At 55.7% G+C, this 24519-nt stretch carries 22 protein-coding genes and 1 tRNA gene; 7 read left to right on the top strand and 16 right to left on the bottom strand.

Annotation, left to right across the window (positions count from 1 at the left end; all coding sequences use genetic code 11):
• The first annotated feature begins 32 nt into the window (after positions 1-32).
• The gene (locus B5D39_RS04365) at positions 33-3182 is read left to right on the top strand and encodes an ATP-dependent helicase (RefSeq protein WP_078789180.1); all 3150 of its coding nucleotides are present in this window, start codon (positions 33-35) and stop codon (positions 3180-3182) included.
• Here the strand turns inward: B5D39_RS04365 and dinB are convergent.
• From dinB to surE, 8 genes are all read right to left on the bottom strand, one after another.
• A complete protein-coding gene (dinB, locus tag B5D39_RS04360; RefSeq protein WP_078789179.1) occupies positions 3103-4389 on the bottom strand; it encodes a DNA polymerase IV in 1287 nt (428 codons plus the stop codon). The two genes, B5D39_RS04365 and dinB, sit on opposite strands and share 80 nt — an antisense overlap.
• 69 nt (positions 4390-4458) lie before the next feature.
• The gene (locus B5D39_RS04355) at positions 4459-5193 is read right to left on the bottom strand and encodes a DUF4197 domain-containing protein (protein ID WP_078789178.1); all 735 of its coding nucleotides are present in this window, start codon (positions 5191-5193) and stop codon (positions 4459-4461) included.
• A gap of 74 nt (positions 5194-5267) precedes the next feature.
• Positions 5268-6539 (bottom strand): Hsp70 family protein, encoded by a 1272-nt coding sequence (locus B5D39_RS04350; RefSeq protein ID WP_078789177.1) that lies wholly within the window; start codon positions 6537-6539, stop codon positions 5268-5270.
• A gap of 111 nt (positions 6540-6650) precedes the next feature.
• Positions 6651-6727, bottom strand: a tRNA-Arg gene (locus tag B5D39_RS04345).
• 21 nt (positions 6728-6748) lie between these two features.
• Positions 6749-7264 carry an adenine phosphoribosyltransferase gene (locus tag B5D39_RS04340; protein WP_078789176.1) on the bottom strand — a complete coding sequence of 172 codons (516 nt, stop codon included), beginning with the start codon at positions 7262-7264 and terminating at the stop codon, positions 6749-6751.
• Positions 7265-7286: 22 nt separating this feature from the next.
• Positions 7287-8249, bottom strand: a complete 963-nt coding sequence (locus B5D39_RS04335) for a sigma-70 family RNA polymerase sigma factor (RefSeq protein ID WP_078789175.1) — start codon at positions 8247-8249, stop codon at positions 7287-7289.
• Between the two features lie 9 nt (positions 8250-8258).
• Positions 8259-8882, bottom strand: a complete 624-nt coding sequence (locus B5D39_RS04330) for a protein-L-isoaspartate(D-aspartate) O-methyltransferase (protein ID WP_078789317.1) — start codon at positions 8880-8882, stop codon at positions 8259-8261.
• Positions 8883-8976: 94 nt separating this feature from the next.
• Positions 8977-9723, bottom strand: a complete 747-nt coding sequence (gene surE / locus B5D39_RS04325; protein WP_078789174.1) for a 5'/3'-nucleotidase SurE — start codon at positions 9721-9723, stop codon at positions 8977-8979.
• Between the two features lie 169 nt (positions 9724-9892).
• Here surE and B5D39_RS04320 point away from each other — a divergent pair, with 169 nt between their 5' ends.
• From B5D39_RS04320 to B5D39_RS04310, 3 genes are read left to right on the top strand one after another with little or no spacing between them, the layout of a single operon-like run.
• Complete coding sequence (locus B5D39_RS04320; RefSeq protein ID WP_078789173.1) at positions 9893-10879, top strand: NAD(P)H-quinone oxidoreductase; 987 nt, start codon at positions 9893-9895, stop codon at positions 10877-10879.
• A gap of 3 nt (positions 10880-10882) precedes the next feature.
• Positions 10883-11404, top strand: a complete 522-nt coding sequence (locus B5D39_RS04315) for a YkgJ family cysteine cluster protein (protein ID WP_078789172.1) — start codon at positions 10883-10885, stop codon at positions 11402-11404.
• On the top strand, positions 11401-12576 hold the full coding sequence (locus tag B5D39_RS04310) for a class I SAM-dependent rRNA methyltransferase (protein ID WP_078789171.1): 1176 nt from the start codon (positions 11401-11403) through the stop codon (positions 12574-12576). The genes B5D39_RS04315 and B5D39_RS04310 overlap by 4 nt, the downstream gene beginning before the upstream one ends.
• 131 nt (positions 12577-12707) lie before the next feature.
• Here the strand turns inward: B5D39_RS04310 and B5D39_RS04305 are convergent, their stop codons facing one another.
• A complete protein-coding gene (locus B5D39_RS04305; protein ID WP_078789170.1) occupies positions 12708-14366 on the bottom strand; it encodes a mucoidy inhibitor MuiA family protein in 1659 nt (552 codons plus the stop codon).
• Between the two features lie 261 nt (positions 14367-14627).
• Between B5D39_RS04305 and B5D39_RS04300 the strand changes: the two genes are divergently transcribed.
• Positions 14628-14804: a zinc-ribbon domain-containing protein gene (locus B5D39_RS04300; RefSeq protein WP_078789169.1), complete on the top strand. Its 177-nt coding sequence runs from the start codon at positions 14628-14630 to the stop codon at positions 14802-14804.
• Positions 14805-14892: 88 nt separating this feature from the next.
• Here the strand turns inward: B5D39_RS04300 and B5D39_RS04295 are convergent, their stop codons facing one another.
• Genes B5D39_RS04295 through B5D39_RS04285 form a run of 3 tightly spaced genes read right to left on the bottom strand, consistent with a single transcriptional unit; the run spans position 14893 to position 19410 of the window.
• Positions 14893-16464, bottom strand: a complete 1572-nt coding sequence (locus B5D39_RS04295; protein WP_078789168.1) for a YiiX/YebB-like N1pC/P60 family cysteine hydrolase — start codon at positions 16462-16464, stop codon at positions 14893-14895.
• Positions 16465-16494: 30 nt separating this feature from the next.
• Entirely contained in the window at positions 16495-19206 is a 2712-nt protein-coding gene (locus tag B5D39_RS04290) for a DUF2339 domain-containing protein (protein ID WP_078789167.1), read from the bottom strand.
• A gap of 3 nt (positions 19207-19209) precedes the next feature.
• Positions 19210-19410, bottom strand: coding sequence for a hypothetical protein (locus B5D39_RS04285; RefSeq protein ID WP_078789166.1), 201 nt, complete (start codon positions 19408-19410; stop codon positions 19210-19212).
• Between the two features lie 170 nt (positions 19411-19580).
• Here B5D39_RS04285 and B5D39_RS04280 point away from each other — a divergent pair, with 170 nt between their 5' ends.
• Positions 19581-21080 (top strand): sigma 54-interacting transcriptional regulator, encoded by a 1500-nt coding sequence (locus B5D39_RS04280; protein WP_078789165.1) that lies wholly within the window; start codon positions 19581-19583, stop codon positions 21078-21080.
• Here B5D39_RS04280 and B5D39_RS04275 read toward each other — a convergent pair.
• The 4 genes from B5D39_RS04275 to B5D39_RS04260 form a co-directional block, all read right to left on the bottom strand.
• Entirely contained in the window at positions 21056-21694 is a 639-nt protein-coding gene (locus tag B5D39_RS04275) for a lysophospholipid acyltransferase family protein (RefSeq protein ID WP_078789164.1), read from the bottom strand. The genes B5D39_RS04280 and B5D39_RS04275 overlap by 25 nt on opposite strands.
• Entirely contained in the window at positions 21691-22332 is a 642-nt protein-coding gene (locus tag B5D39_RS04270) for a lytic transglycosylase domain-containing protein (RefSeq protein ID WP_078789316.1), read from the bottom strand. Before B5D39_RS04270 ends, B5D39_RS04275 begins: the two co-directional genes overlap by 4 nt.
• Positions 22333-22468: 136 nt before the next feature.
• Positions 22469-23404: a phosphatidate cytidylyltransferase gene (locus tag B5D39_RS04265; RefSeq protein WP_078789163.1), complete on the bottom strand. Its 936-nt coding sequence runs from the start codon at positions 23402-23404 to the stop codon at positions 22469-22471.
• Positions 23401-24036 (bottom strand): CDP-alcohol phosphatidyltransferase family protein, encoded by a 636-nt coding sequence (locus B5D39_RS04260; protein WP_078789162.1) that lies wholly within the window; start codon positions 24034-24036, stop codon positions 23401-23403. The genes B5D39_RS04265 and B5D39_RS04260 overlap by 4 nt, the downstream gene beginning before the upstream one ends.
• A 247-nt stretch (positions 24037-24283) precedes the next feature.
• Here B5D39_RS04260 and tnpA point away from each other — a divergent pair.
• Positions 24284-24519, top strand: a 236-nt coding sequence (gene tnpA / locus B5D39_RS04255; protein WP_139366673.1) for an IS200/IS605 family transposase, incomplete at its 3' end; no start/stop codon positions are given.

Here is a 24519-nt window from a genome sequence, read left to right as displayed (position 1 = left end):
AGGGTAGTTATCAGTAAGCAGCAAGGAACCCCATGAACAAACTGACAACTGATTTTAAGGCGGTCTATCAGCGGCTGAACCAGGCCCAGCGCAGGGCGGTGGACACGGTTGAAGGTCCGGTGCTGGTAATTGCCGGTCCCGGCACCGGCAAGACCGAGATCCTGGCAGCCCGGATCGCCAATATTTTGCTGACCACCGATGCCCTGCCGGAGAATATCCTCTGTCTGACCTACACCGATGCCGGTACGGTGGCCATGCGCTCGCGGCTGCTGCAGTTCATCGGCCCCAACGCCTACCGGGTGGATATCTTCACCTTCCATGCCTTCTGTAATCTGGTGATCCAGGAGCAGGCCGATCACTTCGGTCTGCGTAACCTGACCACCATTTCCGAGTTGGAACAGTTCCGCTATGTGCGGGAGATTATCGATGCCTTTCCCCATGATCATCCCTTAACCCGCTCCACCGGCGACCTGCATTTTGAGGCTGATCGCCTGCTGGCCCTCTACGAGATCATGAAGAAAGAGGACTGGAGCAGTGCCTGGCTGGCAGAGCGGGTGGATGCCTATGCCGCAACCCTGGCGGATAGTCCTGAATTTCTCTATAAGCGTCAGACCAAAGGACCGGATGGCACGGTCTACAAAAAGGGGGATCTGAACGAGCGCAAACTGCGGGAGGAGCTGCGTAAGCTGGAGCAGGTCAAGGCTGCCGCTGCCAGTTTTGACGACTACCAGCGGTTGTTGCAGGAGCGGGGGCGTTACGACTTTGCCGATATGATCCTCTGGTGCATTGCCGCCTTTAAGCAGAGCAGCGACCTGCTGGCCACCTATCAGGAACGCTACCTCTACCTGCTGGTGGATGAGTTTCAGGATACCAGCGGTTCCCAGTTTGAGCTGCTGCTGCAACTGGCTGATTACTGGGATGCCCCCAACCTGTTTGTGGTGGGGGATGATGATCAATCCATCTTCCGTTTTCAGGGGGCCAGCGTTGAAAACATCCGCCGCTTTGCTGCCCGCTATCAGGAATCACTTGCTACTGTCACCCTGACTGACAACCACCGTTCATCCCAACTGATTCTGGATGGTGCCGCCGGTCTGATCAGCCGTAACCTGGAGCGCCTGAGCAGCGACAAACAGCTGGTTGCCATGAACCCTGAAGTGGCCACGCTGCCTGAGCCGCCGGAACTGGTGGGGTATGCCACCACAGCCCATGAAACCGTGGCAGTGGCCAACCGGATCGCCGCGCTGTTGGATCAGGGGGTGTTGCCGGAGCAGATCGCCGTGATCTACCGCAACCATAGCCAGTCGGACGAGATCATCCGCTTTCTGACCAGTCGCGGGGTGGCGGTGCAGACCCGTCGCAGGGCTGATATCCTGCAGGAGCCCTTAATTCTCAAGCTCTTGACGGTCCTGCGCTATCTGGCTGCCGAGCTTGAGCGGCCCCATTCTGGTGAACGGCTGCTGTTTGAGATCCTGCATGAAGCCTGGTTTGAGGTGCCCCCTCTGGCTCTGGCCCGTCTGTCAGTTGAAATAGCCCGACAGCGGACTGAGAAGAAGCCCTGTTACTGGCGGGAACAGTTACCAGTCCGGGGGATGGACAGGGGACAGCAGGGGCTGTTTCCTGCCAGCGATGACCTGCATCTGCGCCGGGCAGGGGAGACGGTTGAAGAGCTGCTGCGGGATGCGGCCACCATGACCCTGCAGGAACTGCTGCACCATGTCATTACCCGGCTGGGGATTCTGGCCCAGGCACTGTCAGCCCATGAACGGGTCTGGCACCTTGAGCTGCTGAATACCCTGTTTGACTTTGTGCGGGAAGAGACCGCCAAGGTGACCATGTCTTTATCAGAGCTGCTGGCCATGCTGGCTGATATGCAGCAGCAGGGGATCTCGCTGCCGGTGGAAAAGTTGAGCTATACCGGTGCCGGGGTCAACTTTCTGACCGCCCACGGTTCCAAGGGGCTTCAGTTTGACTACGTCTTCATGCTGGGCTGTACCCGCAGCGTCTGGGACAGCGCCTCCCGTAACCGGACCTATAAGCTGCCCCCCACGGTCTGGTCCGGCCCGGCAGGCAGTGAAGAGGAGGAATCCCGGCGGCTGTTTTATGTGGCCATGACCAGGGCGCGCAAACAGTTGCTGGTCTCCTGGCCGGAGCGGGACAACAAGGAAAAAGAACTGGAAAAGAGCCGCTTCGTGGCAGAGTTGGCCGAAGGTGGCGTGGCTGGCCTGCAGCAGGTGGTTCTGGCCGATGAAGAACTGCTGGCCTTTGGCAGCAGCGTGCTGCAGGCTGCCCCGGCACGGCTGCCAAGCTCTTTTGTTGATGACAGTTTTGTGGATAGCCTGCTGCAGAAATATTCGTTAAGTGTGACCCACCTGAACAGCTACCTGCGCTGTCCGGTCTCCTTCTATTTCAATACCCTGCTACGGGTACCGGCCCCGATGAGTGCAGCCCTGACCTTTGGTTCAGGCGTCCACCATGCCCTGGAGCAGATCTTCCGCAAGATGAAGAACGACCCGGCCCGGCGGTTCCCCGGTGTTGCCACCTTTGTGGATGACTTCCGCTGGTTTATGCAGAAGCATGAGGCAGGCTTTACCCCGGCAGAGTTTCGGCGCAGACTGGAGTACGGCGAGGCGATCCTGCCCGGTTTCCATGAGGCCCACCATCGAAGCTGGAAACATGATGCGCTGGTGGAATACCCCTTCCGCAACATCCTGATGGATGGTGTTCCGTTGAACGGCAAGCTGGATATGCTGGAGTTCTCCGGCAGCCATGTCACGGTGGTGGACTACAAGACCGGCAATCCGGTTAAGGCCCGCAAGAAGCTGAATCCCCCTGATCCTGAGAAGGTGGAAAAGGCGCTGGCAGAAGGTAAGGAACCGAGCGATGATGACCTGTTGGGCGGTGATTACTGGCGTCAGGCGGTGTTCTACCGGATTCTGGTGGAACATGAACCGCGCCGTAACTGGATCATGTCAGCTGCCCGCTTTGAGTTTGTGGAGCCGGAGAAGGATACTGGCGAGTACAAAAGCGCCCGTTTTGAGGTCTCTGATGATGAGGTGGCGCAGGTCAGACAGCAGATCAAAGAGGTCTATGCAAAGATTCAGGCTAAAGAGTTTCATGTCGGCTGCAACAAGCCGGAGTGCGAATGGTGCAGCTTTGTGAAGCGGCTAGCCCCATGCTCCTGATCCCCTCAGGTCGCCAGGCCGGTGAAATAACGTGTGATCCCTTTTCTTCAGTATCCAGCATACTGCCAAAGGTGACCTTGAAATCACCAAAGCGATCATTGACCGCATCCATCGCCCTGGCCAGCTGCTCTTGCCTCCGTTCCTCCGCAAACAGGGACGGTTGCTGTTCCTGATATTCCAGATTGCTTAGGCAGACCCCCAACAGCCTGACCGGTTGGCTGATCTCCATGCCATCCAATAGTCGGACTGCTGTCTTGTAGATCGCGCCACTCTGGTTGATGTGGCTGTTGAGAGTAGTCTGCTTCTGGATGTTGGTAAAAAAGTCGGCAAAGCGTACGTAGATGCTGACGGTTCGTCCGGTAACACCGTAGCGCCGCGCCCGTCTGCCCACCATCTCTGATAGTTGCAGCAGATAGCGCAGGATCTCTTGTCGTGTGTCAATATCCTTACCCAGCGTCATGGAGTGGCCGATACTCTTGACCTGCTCATCACCTTCAGTCGCTACCACCGGGCTGTTGTCGATCCCTTGCCCCATCTGTCTGAGTCTGGGGCCGATGATACCGAATTTCCTGCTGAGAATATCTGCCGGAAAACGTCCCAACTGTCCACATTTTTTGATCCCCAGCAGGTTTAGCTGACGTTCCAGCTTCCTGCCGATGCCGCAGAGATCGCCGATGGTAACCGACTCCAGCACCTCCTTGATCCGATCCGGCGCTATTACGGTTAAACCATCCGGCTTTTGCATATCGCTGGCCAGCTTGGCCAGCAGCTTGTTCGGGGCAATGCCGACAGAGCAGGTCAGCCCCAGCTCATCCCTGATCCGTGTTTTCAGCTGATGGGCGATGGTTTCAGCAGTGCCAAACAGGGCGTAGGAATGGGTTACATCGAGAAAGGCCTCATCAATGGAAAATACCTCCACCAGTGGGGTGTACTGCCGCATCATGGCAATGATCTGTCGGGAGGCGTCGGTGTACTTTTTATTGTCCCCAACCACGATGATCAGTTCAGGACAGGCCCGTTTTCCCTCCCAGATGGCCATGCCGGTCTTGACGCCAAAGCTGCGGGCTTCGTAGGAGGAGGTGGTGATGACTGTGCGATGGCCCGAGCCGACAACCGCAACCGGTTTGCCCCGCAGGTCAGGATTTGCCTGCTGTTCCACCGAGGCGAAAAATGCATTCATATCGATATGAAGGATAACCCTGTCCATGGAACAGAGGTTACCAAATGACTACCATTGCAGGTCAAGCATGAATCTGGTTTGAGATTGTGGCAGGAGCTATTTTCCGCCAAAGACCTTGCGCAGCAGGTCGGTGGTTCGGGCTGCCGGGTCTTTTCTGATCTTCTTTTCCTCTTCTGCCACCATCAGAAACAGGCCGTCCAGGGCCTTGTTGGTGACATACTCATCAAGGTCAAGGGAAGGTTTGCCTGAAAAGGCTGCCAGAGGTGTGGCTTCGTACTTGCCAATCAGTTCCTTGTAGGCCCGGGCAGTGCCTACCTGGTTCATTGCTGTGGTAACACTTGGCTTAAACGCCTCAAACAGTTGTGCGCGGGTCTTTTTCTCAAAAAAAGTAGTGGCAGCCGTATCACCACCATTCAGAATCTGTTTGGCATCCTCAACCGTCATCTGACGAATGGCATTGCCAAAATAGCGGGCTGCCTGCGGTGCTGCCTTCTCTGCAGCCCGGTTCATGCTCAGGACAAACGTATCAACCTGTTGCTGAAAGCCGATCTGGGCTGCCACGTCTGCCACCTGCTGGATTTTACGCGGCAGGAGGATCTTGATCAGCTGGTTGCGGAAGTAGCCATCGGGCCGTGAAACCGCTGCCACAGCCTTTTCAGTGCCGGTGGCCAACGCTTCCTTAAGCCCTTTGACGACAACGTTGGTATCAAGGCTACTCTGCTGTTTTGATGGTGGCAGGATCTCTTGGGAAAGGCTGTCCAGAAAGCCGGCCTGACAGGGGGCCTGCAGTACGAACAGGGCAATGAAAATGAGACAGGGTGTGCGTTTCATGGACAACCTCCATCTGTGGTGCAGAGTAGTTGCATGCAAGTATGAATCATTTGCCGATATCTGCAAGTGATCTTTCAGAAAAACAACGGCACGCTGGAGCCAAGTCCATGGACAACGCTGGTAAAGGCATCCCTGCTTTCCAGCTTCTCTCTGCCAAAACGCTGGGCGAACAGGGACTGGATATAGGGGATACGGGAGGTGCCTCCGGTAAGAAAGACTGAATCTATTTGGGTTGGTAACAGCCCGGATCGTGCCACCACATCATCAATACAATCTGCGATCTGCTGAAAGTTATCCTGATTGATGGTCTCAAACTCCAGCTTGCCAATCTCCTCGCTGATACACAGATCTCGCTCGGTAAAGCTGATAGTGGCCTGTTCTAGGTCGGAAAGTGTACACTTGGTACCTTCTATCGCCTGAAACAGGAAAAAGCCAAAGTTGTCGTCAATAATATTTTCTAGGTTCTGGATCGCCTGTCGGTCATCGGTGCTGCCTTTGATTACCCGGATATGCTCTCTGGTCTTTCGCGCCCGTAAAAGCGGGATACGGTGCCATTGACAGAGGGTGTAGATAATGCTGCGGGGCACCGTGATCCAGTCATCCTTGCCCAGCGTTTTATAGCGGGCGGTCCGCCCAAAATAGTGCGCAACCTTGTCCCACATAATCTGTGAATCAAACTTGTCTCCAGCCACATAGACACCGCCCAGTGAGAGTACGTCACTGCGACGATTAGAGCGGCCAAAGGCGCCACCTTTGACCCGTATTACCGAGAAGTCCGATGTCCCTCCACCGAAATCGCCAATAAATACGATCCGTTCCTGCCCGGCCTGTAATGACTCTTCAAAGGCCAGTGCTGCTGCCACCGGTTCGTACTGGAACCAGATCTGTTTAAATCCGGCCTTGCGGGCAGCCTTTTCCAGGCGCTGCTCAGCTACGGCATCCTTAGTTGCATCGGTTGAAAAGACAACCGGACGTCCCAGCACTACACTATCAACAGGGCAGCCCAGATACGCCTCACCCCGTGCCTTGATCTGCCTGAGAATTATCGCCACCAGGTCATCGATGCCGTAACGTTTCCCAAAGATCTCGGTACTATCGAAACTGGTGTTGGGCAGAAATGTTTTGATTGACTGCATAAAACGCCCGGCAGCCCCGTCACCAACATACTGTCGCACCGCTTCGTTTCCGGCGAAAATCTCATTTTCTTCGTTAAAATAGAGCACTGAGCGCATCAGTTCTCCGGCCCGGTCATTGCCGTCAACAGCGACAACCTTAACCGTGCCGTTTTGATAGACTGATAGTGCTGAATTGGTGGTACCAAAATCGATACCGAATACAGGCTGCATGTACTGATTACCCCCGGGAAGATGCGTGCAGAAGACTAACGTAGAGTCGCACTGGCTTACCGCAACAAAAGAGGGTCACTTTTCCGAATGAAAAGTGACCCTCGTAAAATTTGGCGTCCCCGAGACGATTCGAACGTCCGGCCCCTTCCTTAGGAGGGAAGTGCTCTATCCAGCTGAGCTACGGGGACATAAAACGGACAATTCTTTTATCAGAATTGTAGCAGAGAGTAAACCTTTCCTTCCGGCAATTTCTTGCGACCATCAAGAAACAGTAGCTCTGCCATAAAGCAGCATTCAGCAATATCCCCACCCAGCTGTTGCACCATATCCACGACAGCTGCCATGGTGCCGCCGGTTGCCAGCAGGTCATCGGCAATCAGGATTTTCTCGCCTGGCTTGATAGCATCCTTGTGCATTTCAAGGGTATCGGTGCCATACTCCAGGTCATAGGTCTTGCTGAAGGTTTCGGACGGTAATTTGCCCGGTTTGCGGACCAGTACAACGCCTGCACCCAGCCGGTAGGCCAGGGCTGCGCCGATCAGGAACCCCCGCGCTTCAACGCCTACTACCTTTTCAATCCGCTGGCCAATGTAGCGGTTGGCTATCGTGTCAATCATACGAGCGAATGATTTTGCATCCTGTAGCAGGGTGGTAATGTCTTTAAAGATGATCCCTTTTTTCGGGAAATCAGGGATGTCGCGAATGGTGAGTTTCAGGTCTTCCATGGGGTAATTCTCCTGGCGCAAGTTAATGGCTGTTTTTTGTAAAGTTTTTCAGCTTTTCAAGGGATTTTGCTTCTATCTGACGGATTCTTTCACGGGTGACGCCAAAACTCTGGCCAATGGTGTCCAGGGTCTGAGGGTCTTGATCATCAAGACCGAAGCGAAGTCCCAGAATGGTTTTCTCACTTTCACTGAGCTTGTCAAAATGTTCTGCAATGAGTTCATAACGGTTGATGTTTTCAAGTAGTTCTGATGGTGATACCGCAGATGAATCTTCTATGGTGTCCACCAGAAAGAAGTCATTGCCGTCGCCGATGGGGGTGTCGATGGAGCAGGTGCGCTTGAGTAGAATCATCAGCCTGCGGACATGCATCGGTTTGATCTGCATGGTTTCAGCAAGTTCCTGAACTGATGGTTCTCTGTGCAGTTCTTGTGAAAGCTGACGGGATACCTTGAGCATGCGACTTATATCGTCAGACACGTGGACCGGGAGCCTGATGGTTCTTGATTGGTTGACCAGAGCCCGTTCGATTGATTGACGGATCCACCAGGTCGCATAGGTTGAAAAACGACACTCCTTTTCAAGGGAAAACCGTTCCACTGCCTTCATCAGGCCAAGGTTGCCTTCCTCAATCAGATCAAGAAACGGTAGCCCGCGATTCAGGTAACGCTTGGCAATTTTAACCACCAACCGCAGGTTGGCTTCAATCATCTTATTGCGGGCAGCACGATCTCCCTGCTCAACCTTGCGGGCCAACGCCTTCTCTTCTTCTGCATTCAGCAGCGGGGTGCGCTGGATATCCCGCAGGTAGATCTTGACCGGGTCATCAAGGGGAATCTGCTCTACCAGGGCCGGTAGATCATCAACTTCCAGTGTCGTGCCTTCCTCTGCTTCAATGGCAGCAACAAAGTCAACCGGTGGTTCCTGATCATCATCCAGGCCTGGTGTATCCAAAAACGGTTCCTGGTGGGGTGTATCAAGAGACATGAAACCTCCTCAACTGTTGAGCTGCCAGCCCTGCTGGCCAATCAGGGGGACAAAACGGCAGCCGATACCGGTTTCCTGTGACAGGGTTCCATCTGCTGCCTTACGAATCCGAAGCAGGGTCTGGTTTGCTTCATCACCAACCGGTATGACCAGCCGGCCTCCCGGCACCAGCTGGGCGGCCAGTGTTTCAGGGATTGCAGGGGCGCCGGCAGTGACCAGTATGGCGTCAAAGGGGCCTTCTTCCGGCCAGCCCAGGGTGCCGTCACCCACCTTGATGTTGACGTTCAGCAGGTGCAGGGTGTCGAGTACTTTTCTGGCCTGCATGGCCAGGGGGCGAATCCGCTCAATGGTCCAGACCCGCCTGACCAGGCTGGCAAGAATGGCGGTCTGATAGCCTGAACCGGTGCCGATTTCAAGCACATGATCCTTACTGGTCAGTTCCAGCAGGTCGGTCATCAAGGCGACAATATAGGGTTGTGAGATGGTCTGTTTTTCGCCGATCGGCAAAGGGCCGTCACTGTAGGCCTGTACCGCCATGGCCTCCTGCACAAACAGGTGGCGGGGGACCTTCTGAAAGACGTCAAGAAGACGAGGGGTGGTAATGCCGCGACCAACGAGCTGTTCCTGTACCATTCGTTTGCGGGCGATTTCAAAATTTACCAAGACAGGCTCCCCTACGGAAGATTAACGGCGGCACGATACCAGAGTAGGCCGCGGTTGTCCAGCATCAGGCAATCTGCCATTGCTTCAGGGCTTCCATGGCACGGTGGTTGGTCAGGTCCAGATGCAGTGGGGTGAGGGAGGAATGCCCCTTGCCAACCGCATTGAAGTCAGTTCCTTCATCATCCAGAAAACTGGGTTCTTCACTGCCGATCCAGTAGTATTTACGACCTCTGGGGTCGGTCTTGTCCACGATCTTGCCCACAAATGAGCGTTTGCCCTGGCGGGTGATCAGCGGTGCTTTAATTTCTGAAAAAGGCAGGTTAGGGACATTCAGGTTCAGGAAGGTGTCAGCGGGCAGGCCTTGTTGGATCAACATTCGTGCCACCTGAACCGCTACTTTGGCTGCATCAGGGAAATGTTCGGTGGGGCCAAAGGTGGCCAGCGATACCGCCAGGGCCGGTATGCCCATCAGGTTGGCCTCCATGGCAGCGGCAACGGTGCCGGAGTAGGTGATGTCATCCCCCATGTTACCGCCGTGGTTAATCCCTGAAACCACCAGATCAGGCGGCGCTTCAAGCAGGCTGTGGATGCCCATATTAACGCAATCAGTGGGGGTGCCATCCACGGCAAACCAGCGGTCACGCAGTTCAAAGACCCGCAAGGGGGAGTGCAGGGTCAGGGAATGTCCGGCAGCGCTCCGTTCGCGGTCCGGGGCCACTACCGTCACCGTGCCCAGTTCTGTCAGTGCTTCAGCCAGGGCCTTGATGCCCGCTGCTCCGATGCCGTCGTCGTTGGTGACCAGAATATTCATTGCTGTACCATCCAAGTCTTGGTTTGGTTGTTTGCTGCGGCCCGTTTATGGCAGAAAAAAGCCCTTAAATCAAGGGTTCATGGGTGGTTTTCGGTTTACAAAAGCGGTCCAAGCAGGTAGATTAGCCCCTCGCATTTTTCAAACACTATCTCATTTGGGAGGGGGTCCTATGAAGGCTGTATTGATGGAGGGTTTTGGGGGCGTGGAGGTATTGAAGGTGGGTGAGGCTGCAAAGCCAACCCCTGCTGAAGGCCAGGTGTTGGTCAAGGTGATTGCTACCACTATCAATCGTCCTGATCTGGTGCAGCGTGAAGGCAAATATCCACCACCTCCCGGCGATTCTGAAATCCTTGGTCTTGAGGTGGCAGGTACCATTGAAGAGCTTGGTGCCGGTGTTGAGGGCTGGCAGGTGGGTCAGCGGGTCATGTCGCTGGTGGGCGGCGGTGCCTGTGCCGAGTATGCCGTGGCCTATGCCAGCCACCTGATGCCGATCCCGGAGTCCATGTCCTTTGAAGAGGCTGCCTGCGTCTGTGAATCCTACATCACCGCCTTTTCCAACCTGTTTATGATCGGTGGCCTGAAGGACAAGAACACCGCTATCATCCATGGCGGCGGCGGCGGGGTCAACATGGCCGGTGTGCAGCTCTGCAAGGCGCTGGTGCCGGAGACCAAGCTCATTGTCACCTCCCACCCCAGCAAGATTGAGCGGGTCAAGGCGATGGGGGTTGATCTGGTGGTTGACTTCACCACCACCCCTGATTTCTCTGAGGCAGTCAAGGAGTTCACCAACAAGAAGGGTGTGGATGTGATCCTGGACCATGTCGGTGCCAAGTACCTGGCCCCCAATATGGCTTCGCTGGGCTATGCCGGACGTCTGGTGATCATCGGTATTATCAGCGGTATCAAGGCAGAGCTGAACCTGGCACTGATGATGGTCAAGCGTCAGCAGATCATCGGTTCTGTCCTGCGTTCCCGTCCGGTCAAGGATAAGGCCGGTATTGTGGCTGAATTCACCAAGACGGCCCTGCCCAAGTTTGCTGATCGTACCATTGTGCCGATCATTGAGAAGGTCTTCTCAATTGATGAAGTGGTTGAGGCGCACCGGATGATGGAAGAGGATAAACATTTCGGCAAGATCGTGCTGAAGATCCAGTAACTGATGTCACAACCGCTGGAAAACTATCACCGCCTGCTGGACAAGGTGGATCAACTTTGTGAGGGTATCACCACACTACTGGGTGATGCCCTCACCTGTCATGCCGGTTGTTCCTCCTGCTGCATCAGTATCTCGGTCTTTCCGGTGGAGGCAGCGGCGCTGATTGAGGCTGCCGGACAGTTGCCGCCGGAGCAGTATCAGCAGCTGAAGCACCAGTTGTCCAACCCCCTGGATGGGGATCGTTGTCCGCTCCTTCTTAACGATTGTTGTCTGTTGTACCAGGCCCGCCCGATTATCTGTCGCACCCATGGACTGCCGATCCTGATCACTGAGGAAGCGGGCCGCCGGGTGGATGTCTGCCCGCTTAACTGCAAAGGGATGGAGCGGATACCGGGTGGCGCCCTGATTGATCTGGAGCGGCTTAATGCGTTGCTGGTCTCGGTCAATGTGCTGTATCTACGCGAGTTCGGCATCAAACTGCCGGATCGCATCCCCCTTGCCTCCCTTGGAGAAATGTTGCCGTGACAAGAATCAGCCTGAAAAAGAACGAAGACCGTCGGATCAAAGGTGGACATCCCTGGGTGTTCAGTAACGAGATCGGCCGGATAGAAGATGCCTCAGAACCGGGCGCTGCCTGTGAACTGTTTGATGTCAGCGGTAATTTTATCGGCACCGGCTACCATAATGCCCATTCGCTGATTGCAGTACGTCTGCTTTCCCGGAAGCAGGAGGATATTGACTCGGTCGGTTTCTTTGAAGAGCGGATTGCCGCTGCCCTGGCCCATCGTCGCAGCCTCTACCCCCAGCTGGAGACCTTCCGGTTGATCTATGGTGAGTCTGATTTTCTGCCCGGTCTGGTGGTGGACAAGTATGGCGATTACCTCTCGTTGCAGCTGCTGTCTGCCGGTATGGACCGGCGGCGTGGCCTGATCCTGGAGGCGCTGCAGCGTCTGTTGTCTCCCAAGGGGATTATTGCCCGTAATGATGTGGCGGTGCGCACCATGGAGGGGATGACAGAAGAGGTGGAGCTGCTGCAGGGGAGCATCCCGGATGCTGTTCTGATGCAGGAAAACGGCCTGACCTTTGAGGTGGATCTGCGTAATGGCCAGAAGACCGGCGGTTTTCTGGATCAGAAGGAAAACCATCTGCTGCTGCAGGGAATCTCTAAATACAAGGATGTGCTGGACTGTTTCTGCTACAGCGGCAGTTGGGCTGCCCATGCCGGTTTCTTTGGGGCCAGATCTGTGTTGGGTCTGGATATCTCTGAACGTGCCGTTGCCCTGGCAGGCAGGAATGCTGCCTTAAACGGCCTGTCTGATCGGGTCAGCTTTGAGGAGTGCGATGCCTTTGATCGGCTGCGCTCTCTGAAGCTGGAAGGGCGCAGCTTTGGCGTGGTGGTGATGGACCCACCTGCCTTTGTTAAAAACCGCAAGAACCTGGCCGAGGCCACCAAAGGATACATCACCATCAACCGCCGTGCCCTGGAACTGCTGGAGCCGGGCGGGTATCTGATCAGCTGTTCATGCTCCTACCATATGGGACGGGAACCGTTCCGAGAGATGCTGGCCACCTCTGCCCGTCAGGCCAAGCGTGAGGTGCGGCTGGTGAGGGCCTGTTCACAGTCCCCGGATCATCCTGTCTTGCTGAACTTCCCTGAATCTGAATACCTCAAGTGCGTGGTGTTGCAGGTGGTTTGATCAAGTAGTAGGTTAAAACCTTTAACGCAGAGCCGCAGAGTGGCAGAGATTTTGTCTGTTGTAACCAGTACCATATCTCTGCAACTCTGCGGCTCTCTCTTGTTACTCTGCGTTAAAAAGGATTTTTGTTGTTACAGTCCCGTCACTTCCCGGTCCTTGGGGTACTCTACCACGATCTCGTAACTAAACACCTTCTTTTCACCCGCTGCCAGTTTCATCTTCCAGATCAGTGTGCCATCATCTTTTTTCTCGGTCGGCTGCAGGGTGGCCTCTTCCAGGCTGATCTTGATCTCGCTGTCGCCCGCTAGCGGCAGTTGATCCTTGACGCTGATTGTCTGGGCCTCTTTGCGGAAGTTGGTGACAGTGACCGTTGAACGGTAGCCCATCCGGTTTTTGCCGAACATGCCTGCCTCTTTATGCTGCTTTAACTCTTCCCGCTTGACCGTAATCTGATCATCACTGCCAAAGGGGAGGGTGAATTTCTCGCCCGAGGCCACCTGCTTCATATCAGCACTACCCACAAAGGTGTTACCGCTGAAGATCTTAACGGTGCCGGGCATCAGCGGCCAGCCAGCCTTGTTGACCAGCTCGGCGGTCAGGTAGGCAACCGGTGACAGCTTGGGTACGGTGCCATATTCAGTACTGACCGGCAGTTTTTCCAGCGCAATCACGGTGCTGTGACGGGTGTTGTCAGAGGGGATGTCCACCGGTTTTGGAATCTTGAAGGCGATTGAGGTGCCTTCTGCAGCTGCCTGGGCGGTCTGGAAGGCTGCAGGTGCGGGTTCTTCTTCCTCCATTGCCATATCAGCTTTTGTGCTTTCAGCCATCACCGGCATTGCTGCCTTTTTATAGCTCCTCATCGGTGCAGCAGCAGGCATGGCCATCGGCATGGGACGGTAGAAGGAAATCCGCCAGGGATAGAGGGTAGGAGGAGCGCCGCCGCTGGCCGGGCGGGCTGTGGAAAGGGTCAACGGTACATTGTTCCAGTCTTCGCCGGTCTGCTGACGGACCTGAGCGCGATAGGTCAGTTCAGCACTGGTGCCATCCAGGGCAAGGCGTACATCGTAGCTGGGCTCCCAGGTGGCCTGGTTGACCACGCCGGACAGGTCCAGAGTCAGTTTGCCTTCTTTGGCAGTCTCCACCGCCACTTCAACGGTCTTGCTTTCCTTGCGGTAGGAACCGGTGGCCTCTTGTTTCTTCCGTTTCAGGGCATCCATCTGCTCTTTGATGGCCTGCTTTTCCTGCTCAATATCACGCTGCTGATCTTCAACCTTAACGGTATTGCTGCCCACAAACCCCATCGCTTCGTTCAGTTCAGTGGTGGTCGGCTTACCAACGGCCAATTGCTGCGAGATCCGCTCACCCCAGGCCACCTTGATCGAGTCAACAAAACCCTTCTGGGCAGCCAGTCCGGCCTTTCTGGCATCAAGACCACCCAGCTTGCGTTCCAGCTGTTTCAGTTCAGCCTCAATCTCCTTGATCCGCTTGTCTGCGGTCTGGGTCAGAAAGCTGCGCTTGACCTCAATACCGGTAATGGTGGCCCGTGCCGTCCCTTTGGCATCAACCCGCACTGAATCGTCCTGCAGCAGCACCGGTAATCCTTCAACCGCAATGATCTGGCTGCCCGGCTTCAATGGGACGGTTACGCTGCGGGTAACCTGGGCCCGGTCTTGATAAACCGTAACCGCGCTGATTGTGGCCTGGGCCGGTATACGTGTCGGTGGCGCGGCCAGTGCTATACCTGGGCAAAGGCAGGTGCAAAACAGCATAAACAGGTGACGTAATGACATAGAGACCTCCTGATCATTGGTAAGTAAGTGCTGCTCAGTATACCAGAACTTTTCTGCTTGTCTTGGGAATCCTGCTACGCAGTGAGTGCATGTCTGGATGACGGTTTTTGTCAGCTTGTTGTGTTTTTGAGCTGCAGGGAATGATTCTTGTTGCTGCTAAACTATTGATGTTGTGTGATTAATTCAGATTTGTGTATGATTGCCACGTATCTTGCAGAGGGAATACAGCACCAATGAACGTATGTTCTGAGGAGGTTTCCCATGGCTATGATTCGTGTATCGTGCCCTCATTGTTCCTTCAGTCGTGAAGTTCTGGATAGCCAATTGCCGGATCAGCCGGTGAAGGCTCACTGTCCCAAATGTAAAAAGAGCTTTGATTTCTTTAAAGGCGCAGTTCCTCCAGCAGCATCTTTTGAAATTGAACATACCTCAGCGTAACGCCATACTTGTAAGAGGCTTTACGCACAAACAGCATCCAATGTTCACTGGATGCTGTTTGTGGTGTTAAAACTATCAGGCAGAAACCTTAGCGCGCTGCAGACGCCTGGACCTGTTGCTCCATCAGGCTTGCCATCCGCTCCAGCGGTGCCTGCTGTACCTGCTTGCCGTTGTGGTAAAACAGTACCAGCCTGAAATCACCGGCCAGGGCGCGGTTAGCCACATCATCCGGGGTAAAGGTGGTGCGGCCCAGTGACTTCTTGGTGGGCCATTCCACGCCGCTGTAGGTCAGGTAGACCAGCTTTGAACAGTAGACCCGCTCCTTTGATTCCACATCAAAATTGAAATCATACGGCTTACCCACCTGCCGCAGAGACTGCAGGATAACCCTGACCCGGTCATCCCTGCTGATGTTCTGTTTGCGTAGGACCCCCACACTGTCAATATTCATAAACTGATCCAGCGGGTTCATCTCAACCCCGGAGCGCAGCGCCTCAACCACGCCGCGTCCCTGGTGAATCTGATCATGGTAACGCTTGACCAGCGGATTGTCCCAGATGCCCAGCTCCCGCAACTCCTTTTCTGTGCCGATCCAGACCGCTGCGTGGCCCCAGTAGCCGGGGATCAGTTTGTCAGTCAGTCGGAAGGGGGTTTTTTCCAGCAGTACATCACCTGCCTGCAGGGTTCCTGTCAGCTGCTCCCGGATCGGTTGTTTGCGGTACAGCTTGCCCTTGCGGGTCTCCACCAGCCCCACCGCATTACCAAAAACCATGCTGAACAGGCTGATGCCGTGGCGCTCCAGCCCGGAAAGGGTGTCCTCGGTCACACCGCCCAGAAAGCCGACTTTGCGGCCCACCACATAGAACGGTGACCAGGTCCGCACCATGGAGTAGGAAGGGCTCTGCTTGATCAGCAGATTGATGTAGGCGGTCTCCGGGTTGGCATCCACCGATTGATTAAACCGCTTTGCCTCACGCTCATAGAATTTGATCGCCCTGCGGGCCCGGCTGCGGTTGTTGATGGAGTTGTAGGAAAGGGTCACCTTGGCAAGGGCGGCGCTCTTGACCGCGTAGCCGGGATCGGCCTCATTCAGTAGACGGCGCAGCTTGGCATCCCCCTCAAACAGCGAAACCGCCAGCAGGTAGTTGTCGTACAACAAGAAGGCGGATGAGAGCGACATCATCACCCCGTTCAGACGCGCTTCCGGGGATACGCCCCGGGCAATCCACTCCTGCTCGGTTCCATCCAGCCAGCATTCGTGGGATTCAGCAACCTCCATCAGCTCCTTGCGCAGCTTCAGATGTTCAGTAATGCCGATATTCATGATCTCCAGATCGTCGCCGGACAGCGGCTTTTTCTGCTCCAGCTGGGTCTTGATCCGCCTGCCCACTGAAATGGTCTCGGCCCGCAGCATCAAGGCCTGCTCTGCCAGGGTGCGAAAATGGGCCAGTTCCTGCTGTAACCCTGCATCCACCTGCTGTCGGGTAACACCATGGGCCTTCAGCAGATGGTTACGGCATTTGCCCGGCAGCGCTGTGGTTGATGATGAGGAAAGCTGCTCTTGCACTTCATCAGTCGGTGCTGCCTGGGCCTGTTGTGTAGTGATACACAGCAGACCAACCAGTATCAGGTGCAGGGCTTTTTTGAACAATGACGACATGATCTTCTCCCTTGTGATGGATGATCGGGGCTATTCCTGTTTCGGAGGTACTGGTGCAAACCAGCCGATTACCAGCAGCAACAGTCCCACGGCAACAAATGATACGATCCTGGCCACAGTACCGTGACCTGCAAGATCTACCATAAACAGCTTGGCAACCACAACCCCCAGGAGCGATGCCCCGCAGATCCAGATCAGGCGATGGCCGTGGCGGACCGCATACAGGGTGGCAAGCAGTGCCAAAAGGCTCCAGAAGATGGAAAAGGATGCCTGGGCCAGGGGTGAGTGCAGCATGCCGTGGGCCGTGAACGGCACCTCTCCCCAGTAATACAGGCTGCGGGCCAGCATGCCGTTTAGCCAGATAAAGCAAACGGCGCTGAAGACGGCAGTGATCGTAGGCTGCAGCTCATGCAGCAGTTCCTGAAATGCAGGTTCTGCATACAGGCTGCGGAGCCAGAGTGCTGACACGGCAATGGCAGCCAGGATGGTCAGGTCAAACTGATTCAATAGTGGCAGCCAGGGTAGCGGACTGCTGTCGCCACTGCAGATAAGGGAGCTGATCACCACCCAGCCCAGAGACCAGACCGCAAACGGCAGGGCGATGATCCCCTGATAGGTAATCCGCTCCTGTCTAAAAGGCCAAACGTTGGTTTTGTTGCCGATCTGCAGCAGCCCAAGCAGGCTGATCGGCATTAACACCTGGCTGATCTCCTGCCAGCTACCCTGCTGCAGCATGGCAAAGGATACCTGCCAACCCAGCTCAAGGGTGCCCAGCAGTGCCAACAGCCAGACCAGCAGGGCATGGGGATATGGTTTAAGCGTGGCAGGCAGCAATTGGTCATGGGAATACAGCAACCACCAGCTTGCGCTAAAGGCGATCGGCCAGGCAAACCAGCCGCCATGGGCCAGGGGATGAGCAGGGAACCAAGCCACTGCGGCTGCAGGCATCAGCGCTAGCAAAATCAGGCTGGTCCAGCCAAAGTTCTGCCACTGTAGCTTGCGTGCTACGAAGCGGATCAGCAGGGCTGAGAGAGCAGCGCACAGCAGGATCGCACCATACAAGAACTCTTTGTCCACTGTCTGTTCCAGCTCACGCAGGGCACCGCCGGACCACCAGCAGAGTCCCCAGGCGATCAGCAGGTACTCCAGCGGTTGTTCCCATTCCTGACTCTGATGCGTATGGCGATGCAGCAGAAAGGCACTGTACAGGCCGGACAGGCTGATCAGCAGGCAGCCCAGATAGAAGCTGTTCAGTAGCGGCATGCTTCCGCTGGTGTGGGCCACGCCAAAGGCAAAGGCAAGACCGGACAAAAGCTGCAGCAGGTAGCCACTGCCCCGTACCAGTTGACGTTCTGTCCTGAAACCCAGCCAGACCATGGTTGCCCCTTCCAGTGCCCAGGCAGCGGAGGTCCAGCGGCCATCAAAGGCCAGTGGTATGGTCAGGGTGAGCAGTATGCCTGCCAGTGCCAGAAACGATTCAGCCAGCGGGCGCAATTGTAGGCCCCGGTTCCAGAGCAGGCGGCAGCAGGCAAGGTAGCAGAGTCCGGCAACCAAGCTGCTCCAGGCCATGCCGTAGCGAAAATCGCTGACCAGTGCTGATTGCAGAGCAAAGGCAGCCAGCGGTGTACCGAATATGATGGTTGCATCAGGCATGCCGCGCAGCTCGGGCGGTTGCCTGAGTGCAAACAGCAGGGCAACCCCCAGGTAGATCAGAAAGAACAGGATCAGGAACGGCTCAACCGAACTGAAATAGGCAGGTTTGTAGTAATGTGTCCCCCAGATTCCACTCAGCAGGAAGGTGGCAATGAAACCGGTCAGGTTGAGGGAACGCCATGAACGGAACCAGGCGATGCCGATCACAACAAGATTGAGCACGGTGTAGTAGCCGAACAGCAAAGCCGGATCGCCGATTCCCACCGAAGCCAGAAACGGCGCCGCAAAGCCGCCGATAATACCGAACAGTGCCATGGTGCGTGATTCTTGCAGCAGTGCCAGTGCAGCACACAGGCCGGAGATAGCCACCAGCAACCCGAAGGAAGGCAGTGCAGGGATCAGCCCGTACAGTCTGAAGGCCCCGTAACTGACTAGATAGAGGATGCCGATGCCGCCACCCTGCAGGGCCAGGGCATACTCGGCCCGCTTGGTGCGCAGCTTCCAGCCGGTTGCCAGCAAGGCCACGCCTCCGGCAGCAGCGCTCATCAGGCGCAACTCAAGAGGAAACATACCACGCTGTGCTGCATACTTGACCAGAAAGGCGATGCCGCAAAACAGGATCAATACCCCCAGTTTTACCAGCAGGTTTTCACCGTTAAAGATGGCCTTCAAAATGTTTTCCAACGCTGATGGTTCGGCTAGGGTTTCCGGCACGGGGGTGTATCTGAAGGTATAGGCAGGCTCGCTTTTAGCGGTTGCGGCCACGGTGGTTTTGGGTGCTGCCTGTTCCTGCTGCCAGGCCGGTTGGGTCGGCATTGGCCGCGCCAGCGGAACTGGGGTGACCATGGCTGCAGGTTCCGGCTTGGGTGCCTGATCCGGCTCAGGCGTTGTTTGCTCAGGTTCACCCCGCAGATGTGTGGACAACCGTGATCTCAGCCACTCCAGCTCCTGTTGCTGCTTGTTCTGGCGGCTGTGCAGCAGCTGCAGGCTGGAATAGAACCAGCCGATGATCCCACCTGAAACTGCGCCGGGGAACTGAAACAGCATACCGCCTGCAATGATACCGATGCAGATACTTAAGAGTGTCATGGCCTACCTCGTGGAGCTGGAGTTAAAGGTGTTGATCAGGTTGCTGTAACTGCCGTTAAGTGTTTCATCAGCAGGCTGGGACTGGCCTGTTGTTGCAGCGCGACGATGCTCAATGGTGCGGAAAATACCGTTTGAGATCACGATGGTCAGTGCAAAGGCGATAATCGGGACGATGGTAAAGATCCGTTTATTGATGCTTTTCATGACTTCCTCCCTGCTGCGTTCGTTTCTGCTTTGCTAAAACCAATTACAGGGATTGTGCCAAGCTGGATATAATTTGATTTGCTAATAATATAAGCTGTTTGTGTTGGTGAAAGTTGTTAGTGCAATCAAATGTATTGACATGGATTGTACTGGCTCTGTACATTCTGTGCATGAACAAGCCCCTGACCCTGACAGCTGTGGACCGAGATTTCTTCCGTGCGGTGGCCCTGGCCGCCTTTGCCAATCCGTTCAGCCCGGAACGGGAGGCCCTTGACCGCCAGATTATTGGTGATGACCTGCGCTGCTCGCGGGATGAGCTGATTGATCTGGTGGTGGACCGGGTCACGGCTCGGCTTGAAGGTCTGCGCCGCAGTGGCAAGGGTGATCCGGTGCTGTATCGTGGCGAAGATCGCAGCCTGCTGCAGACCGCCTTCCAGTTTGATATCTACCACCGTTACCGCGCCCCCTTTGATGCCTTTATCCTTGACCAGCAGCGGGCTGGCGACCGGCCGATCAAGGTGCCGTTTGCTGGTGAAGTGCTGGATCAGCTGGAACGTCTGGGCTACAGCAGGCCGGACTGCCTGCGCTACCTGGAGATCTTCTACCAGATCCGCCGGGCCTTTTATTTTATCGACACCGCCCTGGTGGGGCTGTCTCCCTCCATGCATACCCTGCGGCTGCAGCTCTGGAACAACATCTTTACCTGCGATATCAATCTGTATGATCAGCGGCTCTGGGATCGGATGGAGGATTTCTCCACCCTGCTGCTGGGTGAAACCGGTACCGGCAAGGGGGCCGCCGCTGCTGCCATCGGGCGCTCCGGCTTTATCCCGTTTGATGACAAAACCGGCTGTTTCAAGGACAGTTTTACCCGTACCTTTATCAGCCGCAACCTGTCCCAGTACCCGGAATCGCTGCTGGAGTCAGAGCTGTTCGGCCATCGGAAAGGGGCCTTTACCGGCGCCATTGATAACCATGAAGGGGTGTTTACCCGCTGCTCTGCCCACGGTTCTATTTTTCTGGATGAGATCGGCGATGTCTCAATACCGGTGCAGATCAAGCTGTTGCAGGTGCTGCAGGAACGGACCTTTGCGCCGGTGGGCAGCCATGACCGGCTGCGTTTTAATGGTCGGGTGATCGCTGCCACCAACCGCCCGCTGGATGAACTGCGGCGGGAAGGGCAGTTTCGGGATGATTTTTATTACCGGCTCTGTTCAGATCAGATCATTGTGCCGCCGCTTAGGCAGCGGGTGCAGGAAGAATCCTCCGAGCTACCGGCCCTGGTTAAAAACATCCTGCAGCGGATGCTGGGACATGAATGCAGCGCCATGGCCGCAGAGATCAGTGAAGGCTTACGCATCACGCTGGGGCCGCACTATGCCTGGCCCGGCAATGTGCGTGAACTTGAGCAGGCGGTGCGCAGGATGTTGCTGACCCGTCGCTATGAAGGGGATCGTCTGGTTGTTGGCGGCGGAGGTCTGCAGGATGCGCTGGTGGCCGGTGTCAGCCAGGGCAGTCTGGATGCGCGGGGGCTGCTGGCAGGCTACTGTGGCCTGTTGTACCAGCGCCTGGGTAGCTATGAAGAGGTGGCCCGGCGCACCGGGCTGGATCGTAGAACAGTGAAGAAGTATGTCATGGCTGAAACTCAGGAAGAGGCAGCATCAACCTGATCTTCCAACTGCTGCATGGTTGCTGCCAGTTCAGCCGTAAATAGCTTGGTGTCACCGCTGAAACAGCGCGGTTCAGCAACCGCTGCCTTGCCGCAAAACGGTACCAGTACAAAGCTGCCCCGTGGCAGGCTTTTGCCTAGGTTACGCATAAAGATCGGCACCACCGGCACTGCGGGAAACCGCTTTGCCAGATGGGCCACCCCCGGCTTTATCTGGCCCAACTCCTCTGGTTTACCCCGGCTCCCCTCAGGAAAGATGATCACAATCTCACCTTGCTCCAGCGCTGCTGCAGGCCCGGCCAGCGGATCAGCATGGAAGCTGCTCCGTTTTCGTTCCAGGGGAATAATCCCCAGGAAAGTGCTGGAAAGCCATGAAGTAATCGGCGTGCTGCAGAAGTAGTCGGCTGCTGCCACCGGCCGCAGCAGCGCCAGCGCCTTCAGCGGCATCAGGGCGATCAGGTAGAGGATATCCAGATGGCTGTTGTGGTTGGCTGCAATAATGGCCGGGCCACTGACCGGCAGATGCTCGCGCCCCTTGATGCAGCGTCCCAGCAACAGTGACACCAGCGGTCGCACACAACAGGCCAGAAAGATGATCCTGATCAGACGTTTCATTGCCACGGTACCGGAACCGGTGCAGACGGCTCACCTGCAGGTGCTGGCGGTGGTTGATGCAGTTTTGCTTTGGGTAGCCGCGTATAGGGGACAAACTTCAGCACTTTCTTCTTGGGTACCTTGCGTCCTTCCTGTGTCGCAGCCGCCAGTTCCAAAATATGGGCCTCAATTGCCGCTTCAACCTTGCTATCCAGAGGTTGCGGTTCCTTGCCGTTTTTCAGCCGCTCCAGCTTTTCAAAGACCTTCTTGGCGTAGATCTCACTCTTTTCCGGTGTCTGGCTGTTGTAGCAGCCAACCGCCCGCCAGTTGTAGCCGTACTTGCTGATGCAGGCTGCCAGAATCCAGGCCCCGGTTTTGGTGTTGTAGCAGGCATCCCCCAGATGCTTCCAGCGTTCCTGCCCCAGGGTGCTTTTCCAGATGGTGTTGATCTGCATCAGGCCCACATCATAACTGCCATTGGTGTTCTTACCCACGGCATCCGGCTTGTTGCCCGATTCCACCCCGGCAATGGAGCGCAGCACCATCGGGTTGATACCGTACAGCTGCCCGGCCTCTTCAAAACAGTAGGCATGGGCGTTGCTGCTGAAGAGAAGGCTGACAGCGCTGAGAACGTAGATTATGAGGTGTTTGGATATCATGCTTCTCATTTCCATGGATGCCTTTTTAACCACCCCCGCCCCCTCCTTGTCTAAGGAGGGGAGTACAAGAGCAAATCCCCCTCCTGATTCAGGAGGGGTTAGGGGGGGTGCATTTCGCCTTGAGTTGAAGTTGACCTCAATGAAACAGATACCAGGTCAGATGAAAAAACACCGGCGCAGTGTAGGTCAGGCTGTCCACCCGGTCAAGTATGCCGCCATGTCCCGGCAGGCTGGTGCCGGAATCTTTGACACCGATATCCCGCTTGACTGCTGATTCCACCACATCGCCAATAAATCCGCAGCAGGCCAGCAGTGCGCCGACTCCGGCACCGGCCAGATGGCTGTAAGGGGTAAGCAGCGGCAGCAGGAAGGCCGCCAACAATGCGCTGGTTCCCATTCCCCCCAGAAAGCCGGACCAGGTCTTGCCGGGGCTAACTTTGGGGATGATCTTTGGTCCACCCAGCAGTTTGCCCCAGATAAATTGAAAGACATCATTCAGGGCGGTCATGATCACCAGCGATAGCACATAGCCCAGGCCATGCCCTACGTCAACCACCGGCAGTTGCATCAGATAGGCAACATGGCTTAAGGAAAAGATGGTCATCATCGCCACCCAGTTGATCACCCCGGCAGAACGGATAAAACCTTCTGTTTCTTCGGCAATCACCAGCCTAAGCGGAATGAACAGGAACAGCCAGACTGGGATAAAGATGATGAACATGCCGTACCACTGCATTCCCACCCAGAAGTATTGGATGATAATGGCAGGAAACAGCCAGAACAGGGCGCCTCGATCAGCCGGGCGGGTCTCCAGCAGGGTGATGAACTCACGCAGGGCCAGAAAACTGATAAAGCCGAACAGCCAGGGGGCAAAGCCGGGTCGCCAGGTGCCCAGGCTGAACAGGGCGATGATCAACAGCCAGGTGCGGGAGCGGATCAGTACCTCGTTACTCTTCAGCATCAGGCCAGCCAGCATACCGACCACTGCGCCGCCAATCATCAGCCCCAGCACCAGAAAACCGTGGGGCAGGGTGTTATAGCTGGAGCCGGCAATCCACTGGTGCAGGTTCATGACCGTGCCTCCTGAATTCCTCGGCGCACCCGGTTGATGATGGTGATCAGTGCCAGCAGGCTGGCGATCAGCATCGCCCAGTTCATGACAATGCCGTGCAGTTGCTGCTTGTTTTCAAATACCGCCCAGGCAGTAAAAAGGCCCAGTGCGCCAAAGAAGACTGCCCGGTCGCTCTTGCCAAAGGGGCCATCGTAACGGCGGGAAGCACCAATGGTCTTGCCCTGCAGCCCCACAAACTCGGTCAGGCAGCAGAGGCCGATCATCAGCACCCAGCCCATCCCATGCCCCATCAGATCCAGAAAAGGCAGGTAGAGGGCAGCATCGGAAACCACATCACCCACCTCATTCAGGTAGGCCCCGAACAAGGATTGCTGGTGATGTTCACGGGCCAGCATGCCGTCAATGGCATTCAAGGCCATACGGATAAACAGGAACAGCCCTAGAAACAGGAACGGATACGGGTTGGGGCCGTGGGTGGCAAAGGGTTGGTAGATCCAGATGCCATAGGCGATAGAGCCCAGCATGGCAGCCAGGGTGACCATGTTGGCGGTGACGCCGATGCGGGCCAGCAGCTTGACCAACGGACGGAGCAGGTTCTGGAATTTGGGTTTCAGGTCATAGACCGATGGCATGGATTGATTCCTTTCAAGCGAAAATAGCAAATTGCCGCAAAAGATCTCAGAGAGATAAAAGAAAAACAGGCAGATAAAAAATGTTCAAAACATCCTGCGGGTTGGTTTTAAACCTGTTCTAAGGTTTTTAATTGAAGGTTTTCAGTAAACCACCGGCTCTGCCGGTGAGACTTGAAAAGGCTCTGCCGTTCCAGCGATAGTTCCTCCTGAGGAAAGCCCCTAAAGGCAATCAACAGGAGGAACTGCCATGCGAGAGTGGCAAAGTTTAGCCCATGTAAAATGGGAGTGCAAATATCATGTTGTGATCGTGCCGAAATACCGTAAGAAGGTTCTTTACGGCAGGCTTCGAGGAGAAGTTGGCAAAATCATCCGTCAGTTATGTCGGCAGAAGGAAGTTGAACTTATCGAGGGTCATGCCATGCCTGACCACATCCATCTGGTGTTGAGTATTCCACCGAAGTACAGTGTTTCGATGGTGATAGG

The organism is Trichlorobacter thiogenes, from assembly GCF_900167465.1.
Classification (GTDB): domain Bacteria; phylum Desulfobacterota; class Desulfuromonadia; order Geobacterales; family Pseudopelobacteraceae; genus Trichlorobacter; species Trichlorobacter thiogenes.
The sequence above is the reverse complement of the archived record's forward strand: the minus strand, read 5'-3'. Positions and strand labels throughout refer to the sequence as shown.

What these genes read in the sequence shown, in the direction of transcription:
- B5D39_RS04320 (WP_078789173.1), top strand. Translation starts at nt 9,893, where the DNA reads ATGAAGGCTGTATTGATGGAGGGTTTTGGGGGCGTGGAGGTATTGAAG.
- B5D39_RS04260 (WP_078789162.1), bottom strand. Translation starts at nt 24,036, where the DNA reads ATGCCATCGGTCTATGACCTGAAACCCAAATTCCAGAACCTGCTCCGT.
- B5D39_RS04350 (WP_078789177.1), bottom strand. Translation starts at nt 6,539, where the DNA reads ATGCAGCCTGTATTCGGTATCGATTTTGGTACCACCAATTCAGCACTA.
- B5D39_RS04295 (WP_078789168.1), bottom strand. Translation starts at nt 16,464, where the DNA reads ATGTCGTCATTGTTCAAAAAAGCCCTGCACCTGATACTGGTTGGTCTG.
- B5D39_RS04285 (WP_078789166.1), bottom strand. Translation starts at nt 19,410, where the DNA reads ATGAAAAGCATCAATAAACGGATCTTTACCATCGTCCCGATTATCGCC.
- B5D39_RS04315 (WP_078789172.1), top strand. Translation starts at nt 10,883, where the DNA reads ATGTCACAACCGCTGGAAAACTATCACCGCCTGCTGGACAAGGTGGAT.
- surE (WP_078789174.1), bottom strand. Translation starts at nt 9,723, where the DNA reads ATGAATATTCTGGTCACCAACGACGACGGCATCGGAGCAGCGGGCATC.
- B5D39_RS04365 (WP_078789180.1), top strand. Translation starts at nt 33, where the DNA reads ATGAACAAACTGACAACTGATTTTAAGGCGGTCTATCAGCGGCTGAAC.
- B5D39_RS04305 (WP_078789170.1), bottom strand. Translation starts at nt 14,366, where the DNA reads ATGTCATTACGTCACCTGTTTATGCTGTTTTGCACCTGCCTTTGCCCA.
- dinB (WP_078789179.1), bottom strand. Translation starts at nt 4,389, where the DNA reads ATGGACAGGGTTATCCTTCATATCGATATGAATGCATTTTTCGCCTCG.
- B5D39_RS04330 (WP_078789317.1), bottom strand. Translation starts at nt 8,882, where the DNA reads ATGGTACAGGAACAGCTCGTTGGTCGCGGCATTACCACCCCTCGTCTT.
- B5D39_RS04300 (WP_078789169.1), top strand. Translation starts at nt 14,628, where the DNA reads ATGGCTATGATTCGTGTATCGTGCCCTCATTGTTCCTTCAGTCGTGAA.
- B5D39_RS04335 (WP_078789175.1), bottom strand. Translation starts at nt 8,249, where the DNA reads ATGTCTCTTGATACACCCCACCAGGAACCGTTTTTGGATACACCAGGC.
- B5D39_RS04355 (WP_078789178.1), bottom strand. Translation starts at nt 5,193, where the DNA reads ATGAAACGCACACCCTGTCTCATTTTCATTGCCCTGTTCGTACTGCAG.
- B5D39_RS04275 (WP_078789164.1), bottom strand. Translation starts at nt 21,694, where the DNA reads ATGAAACGTCTGATCAGGATCATCTTTCTGGCCTGTTGTGTGCGACCG.
- B5D39_RS04280 (WP_078789165.1), top strand. Translation starts at nt 19,581, where the DNA reads ATGAACAAGCCCCTGACCCTGACAGCTGTGGACCGAGATTTCTTCCGT.
- B5D39_RS04265 (WP_078789163.1), bottom strand. Translation starts at nt 23,404, where the DNA reads ATGAACCTGCACCAGTGGATTGCCGGCTCCAGCTATAACACCCTGCCC.
- B5D39_RS04340 (WP_078789176.1), bottom strand. Translation starts at nt 7,264, where the DNA reads ATGGAAGACCTGAAACTCACCATTCGCGACATCCCTGATTTCCCGAAA.
- B5D39_RS04290 (WP_078789167.1), bottom strand. Translation starts at nt 19,206, where the DNA reads ATGACACTCTTAAGTATCTGCATCGGTATCATTGCAGGCGGTATGCTG.
- B5D39_RS04270 (WP_078789316.1), bottom strand. Translation starts at nt 22,332, where the DNA reads ATGATATCCAAACACCTCATAATCTACGTTCTCAGCGCTGTCAGCCTT.